18 protein-coding genes are annotated in these 19563 nt (G+C 67.4%); 11 read left to right on the top strand and 7 right to left on the bottom strand.

Annotated elements, in window-relative coordinates; all coding sequences use genetic code 11:
* Positions 1-174 precede the first annotated feature (174 nt).
* The 4 genes from TEF_16365 (at position 175) to TEF_16350 (ending at position 6195) form a co-directional block, all read left to right on the top strand.
* A complete protein-coding gene (locus TEF_16365; protein ID ANK82186.1) occupies positions 175-1347 on the top strand; it encodes a carbamoyl phosphate synthase small subunit in 1173 nt (390 codons plus the stop codon).
* A gap of 6 nt (positions 1348-1353) precedes the next feature.
* Positions 1354-4602, top strand: coding sequence for a carbamoyl phosphate synthase large subunit (locus TEF_16360; GenBank protein ANK82185.1), 3249 nt, complete (start codon positions 1354-1356; stop codon positions 4600-4602).
* An 82-nt stretch (positions 4603-4684) separates the two neighbouring features.
* Positions 4685-5158 (top strand): transcription elongation factor GreA, encoded by a 474-nt coding sequence (locus tag TEF_16355; GenBank protein ID ANK82184.1) that lies wholly within the window; start codon positions 4685-4687, stop codon positions 5156-5158.
* A gap of 98 nt (positions 5159-5256) precedes the next feature.
* Complete coding sequence (locus tag TEF_16350; protein ANK82183.1) at positions 5257-6195, top strand: hypothetical protein; 939 nt, start codon at positions 5257-5259, stop codon at positions 6193-6195.
* A 15-nt stretch (positions 6196-6210) separates the two neighbouring features.
* On the opposite strand, the gene TEF_16345 is transcribed toward TEF_16350, so the two are convergent.
* The 4 genes from TEF_16345 to TEF_16330 form a co-directional block, all read right to left on the bottom strand.
* Positions 6211-7395, bottom strand: coding sequence for a hypothetical protein (locus TEF_16345; protein ANK82182.1), 1185 nt, complete (start codon positions 7393-7395; stop codon positions 6211-6213).
* A complete protein-coding gene (locus TEF_16340) occupies positions 7388-8014 on the bottom strand; it encodes a cobyrinic acid a,c-diamide synthase (GenBank protein ANK82181.1) in 627 nt (208 codons plus the stop codon). The genes TEF_16345 and TEF_16340 overlap by 8 nt, the downstream gene beginning before the upstream one ends.
* Positions 8015-8082: 68 nt before the next feature.
* Positions 8083-8379 (bottom strand): hypothetical protein, encoded by a 297-nt coding sequence (locus TEF_16335; protein ANK82180.1) that lies wholly within the window; start codon positions 8377-8379, stop codon positions 8083-8085.
* Positions 8380-8419: 40 nt separating this feature from the next.
* A complete protein-coding gene (locus tag TEF_16330; protein ID ANK83553.1) occupies positions 8420-9808 on the bottom strand; it encodes a hypothetical protein in 1389 nt (462 codons plus the stop codon).
* Positions 9809-10036: 228 nt separating this feature from the next.
* On the opposite strand from TEF_16330, the gene TEF_16325 reads away from it, so the two are divergent.
* The 3 genes from TEF_16325 to TEF_16315 are packed head-to-tail and all read left to right on the top strand — an operon-like array spanning position 10037 to position 11659.
* Positions 10037-10348, top strand: coding sequence for an integration host factor subunit beta (locus TEF_16325; GenBank protein ID ANK82179.1), 312 nt, complete (start codon positions 10037-10039; stop codon positions 10346-10348).
* A gap of 31 nt (positions 10349-10379) precedes the next feature.
* Entirely contained in the window at positions 10380-10700 is a 321-nt protein-coding gene (locus TEF_16320; GenBank protein ANK82178.1) for a hypothetical protein, read from the top strand.
* Complete coding sequence (locus tag TEF_16315; protein ID ANK82177.1) at positions 10700-11659, top strand: ornithine cyclodeaminase; 960 nt, start codon at positions 10700-10702, stop codon at positions 11657-11659. Before TEF_16320 ends, TEF_16315 begins: the two co-directional genes overlap by 1 nt.
* A gap of 13 nt (positions 11660-11672) precedes the next feature.
* Here the strand turns inward: TEF_16315 and TEF_16310 are convergent, their stop codons facing one another.
* The 3 genes from TEF_16310 to TEF_16300 form a co-directional block, all read right to left on the bottom strand.
* Positions 11673-13427: a hypothetical protein gene (locus TEF_16310; protein ANK82176.1), complete on the bottom strand. Its 1755-nt coding sequence runs from the start codon at positions 13425-13427 to the stop codon at positions 11673-11675.
* Positions 13428-13519: 92 nt separating this feature from the next.
* Positions 13520-14338, bottom strand: coding sequence for a metallophosphoesterase (locus TEF_16305; protein ID ANK82175.1), 819 nt, complete (start codon positions 14336-14338; stop codon positions 13520-13522).
* Positions 14335-14919 carry a 5-formyltetrahydrofolate cyclo-ligase gene (locus TEF_16300; protein ANK82174.1) on the bottom strand — a complete coding sequence of 195 codons (585 nt, stop codon included), beginning with the start codon at positions 14917-14919 and terminating at the stop codon, positions 14335-14337. The genes TEF_16305 and TEF_16300 overlap by 4 nt, the downstream gene beginning before the upstream one ends.
* 98 nt (positions 14920-15017) lie before the next feature.
* Between TEF_16300 and TEF_16295 the strand changes: the two genes are divergently transcribed.
* The 4 genes from TEF_16295 to TEF_16280 all read left to right on the top strand — a co-directional run bounded on the left by TEF_16295 (position 15018) and on the right by TEF_16280 (position 19442).
* The gene (locus TEF_16295) at positions 15018-15755 is read left to right on the top strand and encodes a hypothetical protein (GenBank protein ID ANK82173.1); all 738 of its coding nucleotides are present in this window, start codon (positions 15018-15020) and stop codon (positions 15753-15755) included.
* Positions 15756-15831: 76 nt separating this feature from the next.
* Positions 15832-16710 carry a UTP--glucose-1-phosphate uridylyltransferase gene (locus TEF_16290; protein ID ANK82172.1) on the top strand — a complete coding sequence of 293 codons (879 nt, stop codon included), beginning with the start codon at positions 15832-15834 and terminating at the stop codon, positions 16708-16710.
* Positions 16711-16730: 20 nt separating this feature from the next.
* Positions 16731-18053: a UDP-glucose 6-dehydrogenase gene (locus TEF_16285; protein ANK82171.1), complete on the top strand. Its 1323-nt coding sequence runs from the start codon at positions 16731-16733 to the stop codon at positions 18051-18053.
* A 3-nt stretch (positions 18054-18056) separates the two neighbouring features.
* Positions 18057-19442: a phosphomannomutase gene (locus tag TEF_16280; GenBank protein ANK82170.1), complete on the top strand. Its 1386-nt coding sequence runs from the start codon at positions 18057-18059 to the stop codon at positions 19440-19442.
* Positions 19443-19563 lie beyond the last annotated feature (121 nt).

The raw sequence follows: 19563 nt of genomic DNA, 5'->3' as shown, positions 1-19563 counted from the left end.
AGTAAATCCAGGAACTAAGTTGTTGATTTTTAATTATTTTTACATTCGGGGCGCGGCTTGACCCCTTTGCCGCGAGACATTAAGTTCCCGGCAATTTGCGCGTCGGCGGACCCTCTGCGGGCGCACCTTACCTCCGACTTATCAAGCCGTAGACTCATGGCAGACAATGAAAAAATGACCGCGCCGCCGACACCGACCGGCGGGGCGTCGTCCAGCACGGCTGCGCTGGTGCTGGCCGACGGCACCGTGACGTACGGCATCGGAATCGGCGCCGCGCGCACGGCGGTGGGGGAGCTCTGCTTCAACACCTCCATGACCGGTTACCAGGAGATCGTCACCGATCCTTCCTATGCCGGCCAGATCATCGCCTTCACCTTCCCCCACATCGGCAATGTGGGCGCGAACGAGGAGGATCTGGAAAGCACCACGCCCGCGGCCCGCGGCGTGATCCTGCGCATGGACATCACCGAGCCATCCAACTGGCGCGCGACGCGCCATCTGGACCAGTGGCTGAAATCCTACGACCTGCCCGGCATCGCCGGCGTCGACGTGCGTGCGCTCACCCGCCGGATCCGCGACGGCGGCCCGCCCAACGGCGTCGTCGCGCACAGCCCGGACGGGAAGTTCGACATCGACGCGCTGGTCGAACAGGCCCGCGGGTTCCCGGGCCTGAAGGGCATGGACCTCGCCCGCGACGTCACCTGTCATCAGACCTATCGCTGGAAAGAGGGCGGCTGGACGCTGGGCCAGGGCTACGCCAAGTCGGTGCCCGCCACGCGCAAGGTCGTCGCCATCGACTACGGCACCAAGCGCAACATCCTGCGCTGCCTGACCGATCTCGGCTGCGAGGTCACCGTCGTGCCCGCCACCGCCACCGCCGAAGAGGTGCTGGGGCACGAGCCCGACGGCGTCTTCCTGTCCAACGGACCGGGCGATCCGGCGGCCAGCGCCGGCTACGCCGTGCCGGAAATCAGGAAGATCGTGGATGCGGGCAAGCCGGTCTTCGGCATCTGCTTCGGCCACCAGCTGCTGGCCCTGGCGCTTGGCTGCGACACCGAGAAGATGAAGCTCGGCCACCGCGGCGCCAACCAGCCGGTCAAGGACTTCACCACCGGCAAGGTCGAGATCACCAGCCAGAACCACGGCTTCCGCGTGATCCGGGAAAGCCTGCCGGAGACGGTCGAGGAGACGCATCGGTCGCTGTTCGACGGCACGCTGGAGGGCATCCGGCTGAAGGATCGACCGGTCTTCTCCGTCCAGTACCACCCGGAGGCGAGCCCGGGACCGAAGGACAGTCACTACCTGTTCCGCCGCTTCACGGACTTCATCGACGGAAAGGAAGGCTGACCGCCGATGCCCAAACGCACCGACATCGAATCGATCATGATCATCGGCGCGGGCCCGATCATCATCGGCCAGGCCTGCGAGTTCGACTATTCCGGCACCCAGGCGTGCAAGGCGCTGCGCGACGAGGGCTACCGCATCATCCTGGTGAACTCGAACCCGGCGACGATCATGACCGATCCCGAGTTCGCCGACGCGACCTATGTGGAACCGGTCATCCCGGAGGTCGTGGCGCGCATCCTGGAGAAGGAGCGCCCGGACGCGATCCTGCCCACCATGGGCGGTCAGACGGCGCTGAACACGGCGCTGGCGCTGGCCGCGGACGGCACGCTGGAGCGCCTCGGCGTGGAACTGATCGGCGCCGACCGGGAAGCCATCGCCATGGCGGAAGACCGCGACCTGTTCCGTGCGGCGATGAACCGGATCGGCCTGGAGATGCCGCGTTCGGAGATCGCGACGACGCTGGAGGAAGCGCGGGCGGCGCTGGAGATCGTGGGCCTGCCGACCATCGTGCGGCCGTCCTTCACCCTGGGCGGCCAGGGCGGCGGCATCGCCTATAACCGCGACGAGTTCGATGCCATCGTCACCAGCGGACTCGACGCCTCGCCGGCCAAGCAGATCCTGATCGAGGAATCGGTACTCGGCTGGAAGGAGTACGAGATGGAGGTGGTCCGCGACCACGCGGACAACTGCATCATCATCTGCTCCATCGAGAACGTCGATCCGATGGGCGTGCATACCGGCGATTCCATCACTGTCGCGCCTGCGCTGACGCTGACGGACAAGGAATACCAGATCATGCGCGACGCCTCGATCGCGGTGCTGCGCGAGATCGGCGTCGACACGGGCGGCTCCAACGTGCAGTTCGCCGTCGATCCGGAGACCGGCCGTCTGGTGGTGATCGAGATGAACCCGCGCGTCAGCCGCTCCTCGGCCCTGGCGTCCAAGGCGACGGGCTTTCCCATCGCCAAGGTCGCCGCCAAGCTGGCGGTGGGCTACACGCTGGACGAACTGCAGAACGACATCACGAAGGTCACGCCGGCCAGTTTCGAGCCGACGATCGACTATGTCGTGACCAAGATCCCGCGTTTCACCTTCGAGAAGTTCCCCGGCGCGGAGCCGGTCCTGACCACGGCGATGAAGTCGGTGGGCGAGGCGATGGCCGTCGGCCGCAGCTTCCACGAAAGCCTGCAGAAGGCGCTCCGCTCGATGGAAACCGGGCTCGACGGTCTGGACGACATGCCCCTCGACAGCGATGACGAGGACGCGCTGATCGCGGCCCTGGGCCGGCCGACACCGGAAAGGCTGCTGCTGACGGCGGAGGCGCTCCGCTTCGGCCTGGACAAGGAGCGCATCGCGCGGATCACGGGCTACGACCCGTGGTTCATCGACCGCCTCGACGAGATCGTCACCGCCGAGGAGACGCTCAGGCTCGAGGGCCTGCCGCGGACACCGGCGGGCTGGCTGGCGGTGAAGAAGCTCGGCTTTGGCGACCGGCGCATCGGGAAGCTGACCGGAACCTCGGAATCCAAGGCCGCGGCGGCGCGGCGCATGGCCGGAATCCGGCCGGTCTACAAGCGGATCGACACCTGCGCCGCCGAGTTCGAATCCGAGACGCCCTACATGTACTCGACCTATGAGGGCTGGCCCGCCCCGGACGGCTCGATCCAGCCGGCTGAATGCGAATCCCGGCCCACCGACCGCAGGAAGATCATCATCCTCGGCGGCGGTCCGAACCGCATCGGGCAGGGCATCGAGTTCGACTATTGCTGTGTCCACGCCGCCTTCGCCCTGAAGGAGGCGGGCTACGAGACCATCATGGTCAATTGCAATCCGGAGACGGTCTCGACCGACTACGACACCTCCGACCGGCTCTATTTCGAGCCCCTGACGATCGAGACGGTGCTGGAGATCGTCCGCGCCGAGGAGGAGTCGGGCGAGGTCGTCGGCGCCATCGTGCAGTTCGGCGGGCAGACGCCGCTCCGCCTGGCGCAGGGGCTGCTGGACGCGGGCGTGCCGATCCTGGGCACCTCGGTCGAAGCGATCGACCGCGCCGAGGACCGCGACCTGTTCCAGCAGATGCTGAGCAAGCTGGGTCTGCGCCAGCCGCCCAACGGCATCGCGCGGAGCCACGCCGAGGCGCAGGCCGTGGCCCAGCGGCTGGGCTTCCCCGTGCTGCTCCGGCCCTCCTATGTGCTGGGCGGCCGGGCCATGGAGATCGTCCATGACATCGCCGGCCTCGACCGCTACATCCGCGAGGCCGTGAAGGTCTCCGGCGCCAATCCGGTGCTGGTCGATTCCTACCTGGCCAACGCCATCGAGGTCGATGCCGACGTGCTCTCCGACGGCGAGGACGTGTTCGTCGCCGGCATCATGGAGCACATCGAGGAGGCCGGGGTGCATTCGGGCGACAGCGCCTGCGCCCTGCCGCCGTTCTCGCTCAACGGCGAGATCATCGACGAGATCAAGCGCCAGGCCGCAGTGCTGGCGCGGGAGCTGAACGTCATCGGCCTGATGAACGTGCAGTTCGCCGTGCAGGACGGGCTGGTATACATCCTGGAGGTCAATCCGCGGGCCTCGCGCACCGTGCCGTTCGTCGCCAAGACCATCGGCAAGCCGATCGCCAAGATCGCGGCGCGGCTGATGGCCGGAGAGAAGCTCGCCACCTTCGGCCTCGACTGGGATGTCACGAAGCTGCCCTATACCGCGGTGAAGGAAGCGGTGTTCCCCTTCGCGCGGTTCCCCGGCGTCGACATCATTCTCGGCCCCGAGATGCGTTCCACCGGCGAGGTCATGGGCATCGCCAGGGACTACGAGATGGCCTTCCTGAAATCGCAGCTAGGCGCCGGCGCCCGCCTGCCGACGGGCGGGGCGGTCTTCATCTCGCTGCGCGACAGCGACAAGCCTCTGGCCGTGGCGATGGCGAGCCAGCTCCGGGCGCTCGGCTTCTCGATCGTGGCGACGCACGGCACCGCGCGGTACCTCAATGACAACGGCATCGAATGCCGGGCGATCAACAAGGTTCTGGAAGGCCGCCCGCACATTGTCGACGCGCTCAAGAACGGCGAAGTGCAACTCGTCTTCAACACCACCGACGGCGAGAAGGCGATCCACGACAGCTTCTCGCTCCGGCGTACGGCGCTGCAGTTCCACATCCCCTACTACACCACCGCAGCCGGCGCCAAGGCGGCCGTCGCGGCCTTGCACGCCCTGAAAACGGGGCGTCTTGAAGTCGCTCCCCTGCAGTCCTACTATTGATGGACACCAAGCGCCGGTTGCTCTGAAAGCGACCGGCGCAGCTATTTCCAGCCATCTGCCGGAAACAAACGGGGTGAGCGCTATGGAACGCGTGCCAATGACGCTTCGGGGCCACAGGAGACTCGAGGCTGAACTGAAGAATTTGAAGTCCGTCGAGCGCCCGGCGGTGATCCAGGCGATCGCCGAGGCGCGCGCTCACGGCGACCTGTCGGAAAACGCCGAGTATCACGCCGCCAAGGAGAAGCAGGGCTTTATCGAGAGCCGCGTCATGGAACTGGAGAGCGCGCTCGGACGGGCGGAGGTGATCGATTCCTCGCAGATGTCCGGGGACACCGTGCGCTTCGGCGCCACCGTCAAGCTGGCCGATGTCGACAATGACGAGGAAAGCACCTACCAGATCGTGGGTGTGGACGAGGCGGACATCGACAGCGGCCTGGTCTCCATCACCTCGCCCATTGCGCGGGCGCTGATCGGCAAGTCCGAAGGCGACGTCGTCGACGTCCAGACCCCGCGCGGCGAAAAATCCTATGAAATTCTCGAGGTGAAGTGGCTCTGAGCCGGGCCCGGCCCTGACCGCGACGTATCCGCCGCCATTGCCGGTATCCGGACGCTACCCCATATCGTTGAGAACAAGAACAACGAGAGGGTGGCCCCATGAAACGCCTGATGATCGCCACGGTATCTGCGGCCGTGCTCAGCCTCAGTCTTCCCGCATTCGCCCAGAATGACGACGACCGGCGCTATGAGCGCTGGCGCGGCGGCTACGAGACGCCAGAACATACGGAACGCCTGGTCGAACAGCTGAATGACCTGATTCGCCAGGCCGAGCGCGACCGGGCGGCGAGTCCGGGCTTCCTCCGGGATCTGCGTGAGGCCCTGCAGCGTCACGAGGCGGCGGACAACCGCCTGGCGCAGGGGGCCGGCCGTAACGGCCGCGCCGTGACCTATCCCGAGATCGCCGACGACTTCTCGGACGGAAACTTCACCGCCGATCCGGCCTGGACCGTCGCCCAGGGCGAATGGTTCGTGACCCGGGAGAATCAACTGGCTTCTCATGTCGATGTTTCGCGCAGCGCGACGCCGGAGGAGGGCATAAAGCGTCTCTTCGAGGGGCTGCTGGGCAACAACCGGGGCCGGGAGGGGCGCGAGGGCGGCCGCGCCGTCAACGTCGCGTCCTCGATCTTCCTGACGCACGACATCTCCAACGCCTTCGATCTGGAGACGCGGCTCTTCAGCGGCGCCGAAGGCTTGCTGGAGATCGGCGTCTATCAGGGCAGCGATGGCCGCAACGGCTACCGGCTCCAGTTCTCTGAGGAGGGCTGGATGCGCCTGGTCCGGGTCGGCAGCTCTATCGCGACGCTGCGTCAGGCGGACTTCACGTTCCCTGCCGCCGTGGCCAATTCAACCCGCCCCGAGCCCTACGATGTGCGCTGGCGGCGGTCCGAGAACGGGCGCATGCAGGTCTGGGTGGATGGCGTCGAGAAGTTCAACCTGATCGACAATGGGTTCCGCGATCCCTTCGACGGTTTCCGTATGGTCAACGCCAACGGTCGCCACGGCATGGACGCGGTCCGCATCAAGCTGCTGGAGTAGCCGGGCGGGGGCGCTCTATCCGAGCGCCCCGTCGCCGCGCAGCCTTTCGATCTCTGCCGGGTCCAGATCGAGGACCTCGGCGAGCACGCCGTCGGTCTGCGCCCCCAGGCTCGGCGCGCCGGCGCTGACGCCGGCCTCGGCCCGGGCAAAGCGGAAGGGCGTGTTGACCACCTTGTGGCGGCCCATCTGATCGTTGACCTCGACGATGCTGCCGCGCTCCAGCATGTGCGGATTTTCCAGGGCCTGCTTCGGCGTCAGGTAGCGCCGCGCCGGGCAGCCCGCCGCCTCGATGGTTCGCGCCGCGTCCTGGGCGCTCTTCCCGGCGGCCCATTTCTCGACCTCGCCGAACAGCTCCATCCAGTGCGCCATGCGCTCGCCGGTGGTGGAAAACCGCGGATCGGTCAGCCATTCCGGATGGCCGCAGGCCTCCGCCAGGGCGGCGAAGTTCTTTACCGTCACCGGGGCGACGACGAAATAGCCGTCCTGCGCCTTGATCGGGTCGAAGACCGGAATGTTCAGCTTCTCGATCGGAAACTGCGCCTCCTGCAGTTCGAACGGGATCATGTTCATCAGCCCGGCGAGCAACTCGACGTCGATACGGTCGCCCTCGCCCGTGATCTCGCGGCGGTAGAGCGCGGTGGTGATCGCGATCAGCGCGTGATTCGCGCCGAGCACGTCGGCCGCCAGGGTGCGGGAGCTTTCGGGCTTGTCGGTCGCGCGCTGATAGCGGAACTCCGCCATGGTGTAGCCGCTGGCCGCGTTGATGATCGGCGCAAAGGCCGGGCGTTGCGCGTCCGGGCCGGTCTGTCCGTAGCCCGAGATCGAACAGTAGATCAGCCGCGGGTTGCGCGCCGACAGGCTCTCGTAGTCCAGATTCAGCCGCTGCATGACGCCGGGACGGAAGTTCTCGATCAGCACGTCCGCTTTCGCCGCCAGGTCGGCGGCCAGCTCGCGCCCTTGCGCCGACTTCAGATTGAGCGTCACGCTCTTCTTGCCGCAATTGAGCTGGGAGAAGAAGCCGCTCATGCCGTTCACCTGGGGCGGCGTGCCGCGCAGGGTTTCGCCTTCGGGCGGTTCCACCTTGATCACGTTGGCGCCCATGTCGGCCATCAGCCGCGTGGCGTAGGGGCCCGCGACGAAGGCCGTGAAGTCGACCACGGTCAGGCCCTCCATCGGCCGGGGCCTGGAACCTTCAGACATGCGCTACCTCCCGCGCCAGTGAAACGATTTCCCGCGCCGCCTGGCTGTTCGGCTGCGCCTCGGCGACGCCGCGGCCCTCCAGGATCGTCGAAGCGAAGGGCTGACGGTTGCCCAGCGTGGTCTCGGCGACGGCCAGGCCGTCTGCGGCGATCATGGCGCGGATCCGGTCCGAAAGGCGGCTGCGGGCGGGCACGCGGTTGAGCACCAGCAGGAAGTCGCGCTTTTCCCGCTCGGCCAGGTCGACGGTGTTCTTCGCCGCCCAGTAGTCCATGGGGCTGGGCTGGATCGGCATCAGCACGCGGTCGGCGGCGCGGACCGCCGACTTGGTGTCGGTTTCGCCATGCGGCGGGCTGTCGATCAGCACGACGTCGAAATCGCGGCGCAGCCGTCCGACTTCGCTGCCTGTGCGCCAGCCGGAGACCTGCCGCATCTCGATGGCGGCGACGTCGTCGCGGCGGGCGCGCAATGCGTGCCAGGCGGTCAGACTTTGCTGTGGATCGATGTCGACCAGCGCGACGCGGCGGCCAAGCGTGGCGAGGGCCACGCCGAGCTGAATCGTGAGCGTGGTCTTGCCCGCGCCGCCCTTCTGCTGGGCGATTGCGAGAATCGCGCCGTCCATGACTTAATCCACCCTCCTGACCGGAGCAGGGAGCTTAGAGGCGCGGGCGCGATTCCGACAATTGCGAATCAGCCGGGGGAGGGTGTCGGCTGACGCCTGTCGACGGGCGTGACGAAGAAACGCCCGGAAGTGCTGGTGCCGAAGGGGTTCTCCGACAGGTAGCAGTCCACCGTTCCGATGGTCCGGAAGCAGCGCAGCGCCAGCAACTGCCCCGCGTCACGGCAGGACTGGGAGTCGGTTCCGGCGCCCTCGCAGACATCGGCCACGTAGTCCGTCGCGGTGATGGGCGGCGGCTCGTCGAACAGTCTCGCCTCGCAGGCTGCGAGAGCGAATCCGATAATGGCGATGGCGAGCGTCTTCGACATGCCGACAGCTAACGCCTCAAAGGCTGAGAATTCGTAAACTCTAGAGCGGCAGCAATATCCGGAAGCAGGTGCCCGAAGGGCCTGTGCTTTCCAGTTCCAGCGTCCCGCCATGGGCCTGCACCAGGTCGCGGGCGATGGTGAGGCCCAGGCCGGTGCCGCCTTCCCGCGCCGAGCTGACGAAGGGACGGAACAGGTTCTCGCGGGCCTTTTCCGGCACGCCGGAACCGTTGTCGGAGACGCGGATGGCGACATGGCCGTCCTGCTCATGGGCGCTGACGCGGACCTCCCCCTCCTCGCCGGCGGCTTCGGCGGCATTGCGGCCCAGGTTCATCAGCACCCGGTAGAGCTGGTCGCGGTCGGCATGGACCTCCAGCTCGTCGGCCACGAGGTTCTTCCACACAGGCGACTGGCTGGCGTCCAGAGTCAGCGTGTCGCCGACCTCCGCGACCAGGCTCCGCAGACGGAACCGGGCCGGCCGGGGCGGCGGTTCGTCGGCGCTGCCGTATTTCAGCGAGCGCTGGCAGAGCTCGATGGCGCGGTCCAGGGACTGGATCAGCCGCGGCGCCAGGCGCTTGACGGTCGGGTCGAGGGAATCGGAGAGCAGTTCGGAAATCACCTGCGAGGTCGCCAGGATGTTGCGCAGGTCGTGGCTGATCTTGCTGACCGCGGCGCCCAGGGCGGCGAGGTGGTTCTTCTGCACCAGGGCCTGGCGCAGGTCGCGCTCCATCTCTGCCAGCTCGTGCGCGGCCAGCGAGATCTCGTCGCCGCGCCCGGTCGGCAGTTCGGGCAGATGCGCCGCTTCCGGATTGCGGCGGAAGGCCAGGATGTTCGCCGTCAGCCGGCGCATCGGCCGCACAAGCATCCAGCGCAGCGTCAGGAACAGCAGCGTGGCGCTGACGATGGAGATGAACAGGCTCAAGCTGAAGATGTTCCAGCCATAGTCCAGCAACGCCGCACGCAGCGACGCCTCCGGCATGATGATCTCGACATAGGCGTCCTCGGCGTTGCGGGCGTCGCCGATGATCCTGAGCGTCCGCCCGTCGGCCATGATCATGGTCCTGAGCGCGTCGCCGATCAGTTCCATCGGTTCCGCCCCGCGCAGGTCGTAGGTCGCGTCCACGGCCGGCGGCATTTCTTCGGCCAGCAGCAGCATGCGCCGCTGGGGCAGCTTCATGACCACGCCGTTGACGCCGACCGCACGCAACAGGCGGTGTTCCAGATCCCGCGAGATCGTGTTGCCGGGGGCCGCCAGCACCGAGAGCGCCGCCAGATTGGCCTCCGCCAGCATCTGTTCCAGATAGCTGACGCGATAGCGCGCCACCGAGGGCACGAAGATCATCACTTCCGCCAGCATGACGAAGATGACGGTCAGGATCAGCAGCCGCGACGACAGGCTGTTCCGGATCGAGGGCCGCCGTTCCCGTGACATGTCGCCGTTCATGGCGCGAGACTAGAGCAAATCCGGACCGGCTGGAATCGTTCTGGCGCCCCGGCAATCCATGTTCCGGAAGCGAAAAATGTGGCTGCGGGCTTCGGAGAAGGCTAGTAGTGGCAGACTGGAATTTCCGGGCATGCGCGGCGAGACCGTCGCTTGACGGTTTCGCGCGGTCTTTGGCATGCTTCGGAATTGGGCTGAACAACCTGGATCGGGCCGCGCATGATCAAGTCGGAACTGATCAATCGCATTGCTGAACGTCACCGGCGTCGCCATGTCGACGAGGATCCGGAAAGGCAGCTCAGCCATCGGGATTTCGAACGCGTCGTATCGACCGTCTTCGACGAGATTACCGCGGCGCTGTCGCGCGGGGATCGGGTGGAGCTGCGTGGCTTTGGCGCCTTCTCTGTCAAGCGGCGGCCGGCGCGCGTCGGGCGCAATCCGCGCACCGGCGAATCGGTCGAGGTGCAGGAGAAGTACGTGCCCTTCTTCAAGACCGGCAAGGAACTCAGGGAACGCCTGAACACCGACTGAGCCTCCCGGCCGGACAGTGGAGCGTAACGTCTTGAAGTTTCTGAAAATTCTGCTTTTTCTCGCGGTTCTGGTGATCGGCGTCTCCATCGGGCTTTCCAACCGCCAGGCCGTCGAGCTGCGCCTGGAGCCCGTGCCCTACGCCATCGACCTGCCGCTGTTCGTCGTGATCTTTGCTGCCATGTTCGCCGGCCTTCTGATCGGCGCGCTGGCGATGTGGCTGCGCGATGGCCGCGTGCGGCGGCGCGCCCGCCAGGCCGAGCACCGCGCCCACGACCTGGAGCGCGAGGTCAGGCAGAGCGGTGATGGCGAGCGGGTGGAACGGCCGGCGCTGCAGAAGCCGAAGGCGGCCTGATGGAGGTCATCGACGCGGCGGCGGTGGACCGTGTGCTGGACGAGACCGCGGTCGCCGACGCGCTGGAGGCGATGTTCCGGGACGGCTGCGAGCAGCCCGTGCGCCATCATCACGACGTCGCCGTGCCGGGCGAGGCCAATGCCACCCTGTTGCTGATGCCGGCCTGGCGTCCGGGCGATGCGCTGGGCGTCAAGGTGGCGACTGTCTTTCCCGGCAACAATGACCGCGGCCTGCCGGCAGTGATGGCGCAATACCTGTTGCTGGATGCCGGCACGGGCCGGCCGCAGGCGATCATTGACGGTACGCGGCTGACCGTCTGGCGCACCGCCGCCGCTTCGGCGCTGGCGGCGCGCTTTCTGGCGCGGCAGGACGCCGCCGAGATGCTGATGGTCGGCGCCGGCGCGCTGGCGCCCATGCTGATCCGCGCGCACCGCGCGGCACGGCCTTCGCTGGCGCGGGTGCGCATCTGGAACCGCAACCGGGACAAGGCGGCGGCACTGGCGGAGGAACTTTCGCGGGAAGGCGTGGCGGCCGAGGCGGCTGAGAATCTGGAGCAGGCGGCGCGGAGCGCGGACCTGATCTCCTGCGCGACGCTGTCGACCGAGCCGATCATCCGGGGCGCATGGCTGAAGCCCGGCGCGCACCTGGACCTGGTGGGCGCTTTCCGCCCGGACATGCGGGAGAGCGACGACGAGGCGCTGCGGCGTGCCAGCGTCTTCGTCGACACCCGTCCCGGCGCCACCAAGGAAGGCGGCGACATCGTCCGCCCCGTCGCCGACGGCGTCTTCAAGGCCGATGACATCGCCGCCGACCTCTTTGAGCTGTGCGGGGGCCGTCACCCGGGACGGGAGGGGGCGGAACAGATCACCCTGTTCAAGTCGGTGGGCGCGGCGCTGGAGGATCTCGCCGCGGCGCGTCTGGTCGCCGAAAGGGTGGCGAAGGAAGCCGGCCGGACCTGACCGGCCATGTGCCTCAGCCGCCGGCGGCGGCGCTCTCGGCGTCCGGTTCCCCGGCTTCGCCGTCGTTCTCGGTTTCCGGGGGCGGCGCTGGCCCGCCCGGCTCCATGTCGTCGATGCCGGCCTGCCGCAACAGTTTCTGCAGCGCCTCGAGCTTGACCAGCTTTTCCTGCTTCGACGGGGTCGAGGCGAGAAAGTCGCTCACGAAATCGGGCGTGGCGAGGCAGCGGCGGATGGCGTCGCGCACGAGGACCGTCGCCTTGCCCAGGGTGAAGTAGTTCTCCACCAGCATCCGGAGCAGGCGGAAGCACTTCTCCACGATCGGGCCGTCGCCCGACGTCACGCGCTCGATCAGCTTGGCATTGCGGATCACCTTGCAGGCGTAGTCGTCCAGCTTTTCGGCGAGCTTGCGGCGGTGCATGTCCTGCAGGGTGCTGTGCAGCACCTGTACCTGCAACGCGCGCAGCCTGACGAGCCGCTCGGTCACCGAGCCGCCCTCGCGGGTGAGGAACAGCTCGCCCTGGGGCGAGATGATGATGGGCACCAGGAACTCGGCCAGCTTGCGGCGGTTGGCGTTGCCGACGATGTTGCCTTCCAGCTGCAGCAGCAGGTCCGCCTTGCCGTCCGGCGTATCCACCGGCGCAAGATATTCCGAGACCGCTTCCGGATGCAGCCAGCGGGCGCAGCGCTGTCCCGCGGCTTCCATCATCGGCACTTCGCCGATCCAGCTGCCGTCGGGCTTCTTCAGCGTGCCGACCAGTTCCCGCACGGCCGTGCTTTCCTGGGCCACATCCCCGTCGACCAGCCGTTTCTTGCCCTTCAGGTTCTCGATCAGGTAGCGGGTCAGCGACTGCTGCGTGTTGGGCAGCTTGCCGGCGGCGATCAGCCGGCTCACCATGCGCGCCTCGGCGGTGTAGAGCGTGTCCTCCGGATCGGCCCTGCCGATGACCAGGGACGCCGCGGCGGCGAGTTCTTCCTTCAGGTTCTTCCGTTCCCCGACCAGCAGGTGGATCACCCGGCCGAGCGACAGCAGTTCGGCGACGAAGCTGTCCGCGACCTCGTGAACCCAGGCGGGGTGGTCGGTGCGCAGCATGCCCAGCAGCCGGGTCATCTTCTCGGCATAGGTCGTCGCGCTGGTCAGATGGCGGACCAGGGCGGCGTGCAGCATGAACGAGCGACTTTCCTGATCCCGGACGCGCTCGATCACGCCGTCCAGGCCGTCGGGCCCGATCTCGGGGAAGGCGGGCGCCTCGCGCCGCAGGATCTTCACGCCCTTGTCGATCAGTTCGTAGATCTGCTTGATCCGCTCCTGCACGCCCTGGCCGGTTTCGCGGATCTGGGCGATGGCGGTCTGCTGGACCGCGCGCTGCAGCGACGTGCCGTTGTCCTGCAGCTTCTCGACGTGGTCGAGGGAGTGGATCAGTTCGGTCGCCGTGATGCCCCATTCGACCAGTTCGGTGCGGAGCAGGCGGTTGATCGCGCGGCGGCCTTCGTAGGAATAGAAGTCCTCGACCTTCCAGCAGACGCTGGGCACTTCCTCGGAATTGTACTTCGACGGTTTGGCCTGGGCGCCCGAGAAGAATATCTGGCCGGCGCGGTAGGTGTTGCTCGCCTTGTCGAAACGCTCCCGCATGACCTTGACGGCGCGATAGGAGGCCCGGACCTCCTTGGCCTTCGCGATCGCCTCGTCCTGGTCGTCCGCGACCGCCAGGATGGTCCAGGTGGTGCCGCGCTGTCCGAGAATTTCGTAGTGGACGTTGTTCGCCTTCATTGCCCGTTCCACCAGCCCGACGGGAGCTGCCGCCGTCCGGAGATTACGTCCGGTCAGGTTAACGGACCATTTAACATGTCGGGCTGTGGCGCCTACGCGATGGCGGGTACGACCTCGGCCAGACGGCCGCCGATGCGGAGCGGTTCAACACGGCGGGCGAGGCCCGTACGGTCGTCGCTCTCGACATAGACGCCGCAGACCGTCGCCTCGCCGCCTGCGGGGGAGAAGCGGCCGCCGGGCGTCTTCTGCATGAAGCGGCGGAGCGGCTCCTGCTTGTCCATGCCGATCACGGAATTGTAGTCGCCGCACATGCCGACATCGGTCATGTAGGCGGTGCCGCCCGGCAGGATCTGGTGATCCGCGGTCGGCACGTGGCTGTGGGTGCCTGCCACCAGCGAAGCGCGGCCGTCCATGTGGTGGCCCATGGCCATCTTCTCGCTGGTCGCCTCGGCGTGGATGTCGACCAGTGTGAAGCTGACGGCGCGGCCCAGCGGATGGGCCTCGATGGCCTTGTCGGCGGCGCGGAAGGGGCAGTCGAGCGGGTCCATGAACACCCGGCCCATCACCTGGACGACGGCGACGCGCCGCCCGCCGGGCGCGTCATAGACGCCGACGCCGCGGCCCGGGGCGCCTTCGGGAAAGTTCGCCGGCCGCAGCAGACGGTTCTCGCGCTGGAAATGGGGAAGGATGTCGCGGTTGTCCCAGACGTGGTTGCCGGTGACGATCACGTCGGTTCCGGCGGCGAACAGCTCGTCGCAGATCGGCGGCGTGATGCCGAAGCCGCCGGCGGCGTTCTCCCCGTTGACGACCACGAAATCGAGTGCGAGCCGTTTACGGAGTTCGGGGATCCGCGCGACCGCCGCGTCGCGTCCCTGGCGTCCGACGAGATCTCCCAGATAAAGGACCTTCACGTGAATCTCCTGAATGCGGCCTCTGTGATAAGGCCGTGCAGTCTGACGTCATGGCGGCCGGCCGGCAGCCTTGGCACGAACTGGGCTTCGAAGGCCAGCCCGATGATCTCGGGGTGATGGCCGCGCCGCCGCCACCGCTCGAACGTGCGGTCGTAGAAGCCGCCGCCATAGCCCAGCCGCGTGCCGGTCCGGTCGACCCCCACCAGGGGCGCCAGCACCAGATCCGGCCGGATCGGCCGGGCCCGGACGCCGGGCTCGGAGATGCCGAACCCCGATTGCTGCATCAGCACATTGGGCAAATAGCGGCGAAAGACAAGTGGATGGCGGTTGCGCACAACGACCGGCAGGCCGACCACCGCGCCGCGGCGGACCAGCGCCCGCACCAGCGGCAGGGGATCCAGTTCGTGGCCGAAGCCGAGATAGACGCCGACGCGGACGCCGGCCCAGCTGGCACGGAGGGCCAGGCAGCGGTTCAGCGCCGCCCGCGCGCGCCCCTTGCCGCCGCGGTGCGCCCGGCGGCGCAGCAGATCCGCGCGCAGGCGCTTCTTCAGCGCCGTCAGGTCCTCCGGGCTCCCCGTCAACCTCAACTCCCAATCCCGTTTGCCGCATCCTATATACGGGAGATGGAAGACTTGTCAGTCTTGGGCCGACAGGCGAAGCCGTTCGCGGAGGGTCGCAGGTGAGTTGGCTTGTATTGGGATTCTGCGTGCTGCTGGCCGCGGCGCTGGCGGGCAAGGCGCTGTTGAAGGCAGACCCGAAGACCATCGCCCAGGCGATCCGCCTGGGCGGCGGTGTGGTGCTGGGCGCCGTCGGCCTGTTGCTGACGCTGCGCGGCCTGTTCGTCGTGGGCGGTCCGGTGGGGCTGTTCGGCCTGATGCTGCTGGCGCGGGGTCTGGGCTGGCAGGGGATGCCGGGCCTCGGCATTCCGGGTCTCGGCAGCGGTTCCGCGTCCGGCCAGGGCGCATCGGACGTGCGCACGCGGTTTCTCGACATGACGCTGGACCACAGCACCGGCGAGATGGACGGCCTGGTGCGCGAGGGACCATTCGAAGGCCGGCGGCTGTCAGAGCTCGGATTCGGGGAACTCGACGATCTGTTGCGGACCTGCCGGATGGAGGACGACGATTCGGCCCGGCTGGTCGAGGCCTATATGGCCCGCGCCCATCCCGGCGAAGCCGGCGGTGGAGAAGAAGCCCGGTCGTCGGGCGGCGAGCGCCGGGAAGCCGGCGCGCGCCGGGCCGGTGCCATGCCGGTTCACGAGGCGCTGGAGATCCTGGAACTGCCCGACGACGCCTCGGATGACGACGTGCGCGAGGCCTATCGGCGCCTGATGAAGAAGTACCATCCCGATCAGGGCGGCTCGGCGTGGTACGCCGCCAAGCTGAACGAGGCCAAGGACGCGCTGCTGGAGCGGTAAGGCGCGCGCTTGTCGCGCCCGCCGCCGCGTGGCAGAAAACCCGCGATAACAAGTTGGAAAAGACGGAAGCGGTGACATGGGCAGAAGAGTGAGAAAGGCCGTATTTCCGGTCGGCGGCATGGGCACGCGGTTCCTGCCGGCGACCAAGGCCCTGCCCAAGGAGATGCTGCCCGTCGTCGACAAGCCGCTGATCCAGTACGCCGTCGAGGAGGCGATCGCCGCCGGGATCGAGGAGTTCATCTTCGTCACCGGCCGCGGCAAGACGGCGATCGAGGATCATTTCGATCACAGCTTCGAACTGCAGTCGATGCTGGAGGAGCGCGGCAAGCAGGACATGCTGGAGATCGCGACCTCCATGATGCCCAGGGCCGGCACCATCGCCTATACCCGCCAGCAGGAGCCGCTCGGCCTGGGTCATGCGGTGTGGTGCGCGCGCAATCTGGTCGGCGACGAGCCGTTTGCCGTGCTTCTGGCCGACGACCTGATCCAGGCCCGGACCCCCTGTCTGAAACAGATGGTCGATGCCCAGGCGCGCCAGGGCGGCAACATGATCGCGGCGATGGACGTGCCTGCGGCGCATACGGACCGCTACGGCATCATTTCGCCGGGCTTCCAGCACGGCAACCTGATCGAGGTGACGGCGCTGGTGGAGAAGCCGAAGCCGGATCAGGCGCCGTCGAACCGTGCGATCATCGGACGCTACATCCTGCAGCCCGAGGTCTTCGAGGTGCTGGAGCGTCAGGGGCCGGGGGCCGGCAACGAGATCCAGCTTACCGATTCCATGGCCGCCCTGATCGGCCGTCAGCCCTTCTTCGCCATCGCCTTCGAGGGCCGGCGCTTCGACTGCGGCGACAAGCTGGGTTTCCTGCAGGCCACGATCGCCTTCGGTCTGGCCCATCGGGAGATCGGCGACGGTCTGAAGGCCCATCTCGGCGAACTGGCCGCCACCCTCTAGATCGACGGGACTGAAATTACATGAAAGTCGCAATGATCGGCGCGGGCTATGTCGGCCTGGTCTCGGGCGCCTGTTTCTCCGAGTTCGGCCACGAGGTGATCTGCGTCGACGTGGATCCTTCGAAGATCGGCCGGCTGGAGAAGGGCGATATCCCGATCTTCGAACCGGGGCTCGAACAACTGGTCGAGAAGAACGTGCAGGCGGGACGGCTGTCCTTCACTACCGATCTGGCCGCTGCCGTGGGGCCTGCGGAGGCTGTCTTCATCGCCGTCGGCACGCCCAGCCGCCGGGGGGGCGGAGAGGCGGATCTGAGCTATGTCCACCAGGCCGCCCGCGATATCGCCGCTGCATCCGGCGGCCGCAAGGTGGTGGTGACCAAGTCGACGGTGCCCGTCGGCACCGGCGCGGCGGTGAGACGCATTCTGGCCGAGGCCAATCCGGCAGTGGAATTCCACGTCGTTTCCAACCCGGAGTTCCTGCGCGAGGGCGCGGCGATCGAGGACTTCATGCGGCCCAACCGCGTCGTCTGCGGCGTCGACAGCGAGCATGCGCGGCAGGTCATGCGCGAACTCTACCGTCCACTGTTTCTCAACGAGACGCCCATCGTCTTCACGACCCTGGAATCGTCGGAACTGATCAAGTACGCCGCCAATTGCTTCCTGGCGACGAAGATCACCTTCATCAACGAGATGGCCGACCTCTGCGAGAAGGTCGGCGCCGACGTCCAGGCGGTCGCCCGGGGCATCGGGCTCGACAAGCGGATCGGCAACCTGTTCCTGCACCCCGGTCCGGGCTTCGGCGGCTCCTGCTTTCCGAAGGACATCCGCGCGCTGGCGGCCACAGCCGAGAACCATGGCGCGCCGCTGCGCATCGTCGACGCCGTCAACGACGTCAACGAGAGCCGCAAGAAGGCGATGGCCGACAAGATCGCCCGGGCGCTGGACGGCGACCTCGCGGGTCGGACCGTCGCGGTCCTGGGGGTGACCTTCAAGCCCAATACCGACGACATGCGCGAGAGCCCCAGCCTGGACATCGTTCCGGCGCTGCAGCGGGCTGGGGCCATGATCCGGGCCTACGATCCGGAAGGCATGGACGAGGCGGCGAAGCTGCTGGACGGCGTCACGTGGTGCGAGGACGCCTATGACGCGATGGAGGGCGCCGACGCGGTCGCCATCCTGACCGAGTGGAATATTTTCCGCGCGCTCGACCTCGACAGGGTGAAGAAACTGCTGAAGCGTCCGGTGATGGTCGACCTGCGCAATATCTACACCCTGGACGAGATGCGCGCGGCGGGTTTCCGCTATGTCAGCATCGGCCGATCCGAAGTCCGGGCGGAGGACTGAGCCATGGCCGCGGGACACCGTTTCAATCCCACGACCCTTCGCGAGTACGATGTCCGCGGAACCTGGGGCGAAAGCCTGACCGAGGCGGACGCCCGGGCGCTGGGCCGCTCCTTCGGCACCCTGGTGCGGCGCGGCGGGGGCAGCCATGTCGCCGTTGGCCGCGACGGGCGGATCAGTTCGCCGGCCCTTGCCGCGGCGCTGATCGAAGGGCTGGCCTCCACCGGCTGCGATGTCACGGACATCGGACTGGGCCCGACGCCGATGCTCTACTTCGCGCCCTTTCACCTGCCGGCGGACGCCGGGGTGATGGTCACCGGTTCGCACAACCCGCCGGACATGAACGGCTTCAAGATGATGATGGCCGGCAAGCCCTTCTTCGGCGACGACATCCAGAAGCTGGGCGAACTGGCGGCGGCTGCCGACTGGGAAACAGGCGCCGGTGCGGTCGGCCCGCGCGACGTCTCGGCCGCCTATGTCGAGGAAGTCGTGGCCGCCTTCGTTGGCGAACGCCAGCTTTCGGTCGTCTGGGACTGTGGCAACGGGGCCGCCGGCGCGGTGATCGACGAGATCGTGCGCCGTCTGCCGGGCCGCCACGTGGTCCTCTATGGCGAGGTCGACGGCACCTTTCCGAACCACCACCCCGACCCGACAGTGCCTGAGAACCTGACACAGCTTCGCTCGACCGTGCGCGGCGTCGGCGCGGATCTCGGCATTGCCTTCGACGGCGACGGCGACCGCGTCGGCGTGATCGACAATGAGGGCGAGGTGCTGTGGGGCGACCAGATCCTGCTGCTGCTGGCGCGTGACGTGTTGGCCGAGCGGCCGGGCGCGACCATCATCGCCGACGTGAAGGCCAGCCAGGTGCTGTTCGACGGCATCGCCGAGGCCGGCGGCAAGCCGCTGATGTACCGGACCGGCCATTCGCTCATCAAGGCGAAGATGGCTGAACTGAAGAGCCCGCTGGCCGGCGAGATGTCTGGGCACATCTTCTTCGCCGACCGCTGGTATGGCTTCGACGATGCGCTCTATGCGGGCGTGCGGTTCCTCGCCGTGCTGGCGAAGCAGCAGACGACGCTGGCCGACCTGCGCCGCGCCATGCCGGCCACCGTGAACACGCCGGAACTCCGCTTCGACTGCGATGACGTGCGCAAGTTCACCGTGGTCGAGGAGATCGTCGGCCGCCTGCGGCAGGGCGGGATCAAGTTCTCCGATGTCGACGGCGCGCGGGTGATAACCGACGACGGCTGGTGGCTGATCCGCGCCTCCAATACCCAACCGGTCCTTGTCGCCCGCTGCGAGGCGTCCAGCGAGGACGGCCTGGGCCGCCTCAAGGCGCTGCTGGTCGAGCAGCTGTCGAAGAGCGGCGTCGAGGCTCCGAAGGGATTGTAGGTCTCTGTCGGCCGACCGCCGTCATCCCGAACGGGGAGCGCACCTTTCATGTGTCTTCCCCGCCAGCGCGCGGGGATCGGGCATGTGGAAGTCTCCGGTACGCCTTCTCTCGATCCCCGGG

This window comes from Rhizobiales bacterium NRL2, from assembly GCA_001664005.1.
Lineage (GTDB): Bacteria > Pseudomonadota > Alphaproteobacteria > Minwuiales > Minwuiaceae > Minwuia.
The sequence above is the reverse complement of the archived record's forward strand: the minus strand, read 5'-3'. Positions and strand labels throughout refer to the sequence as shown.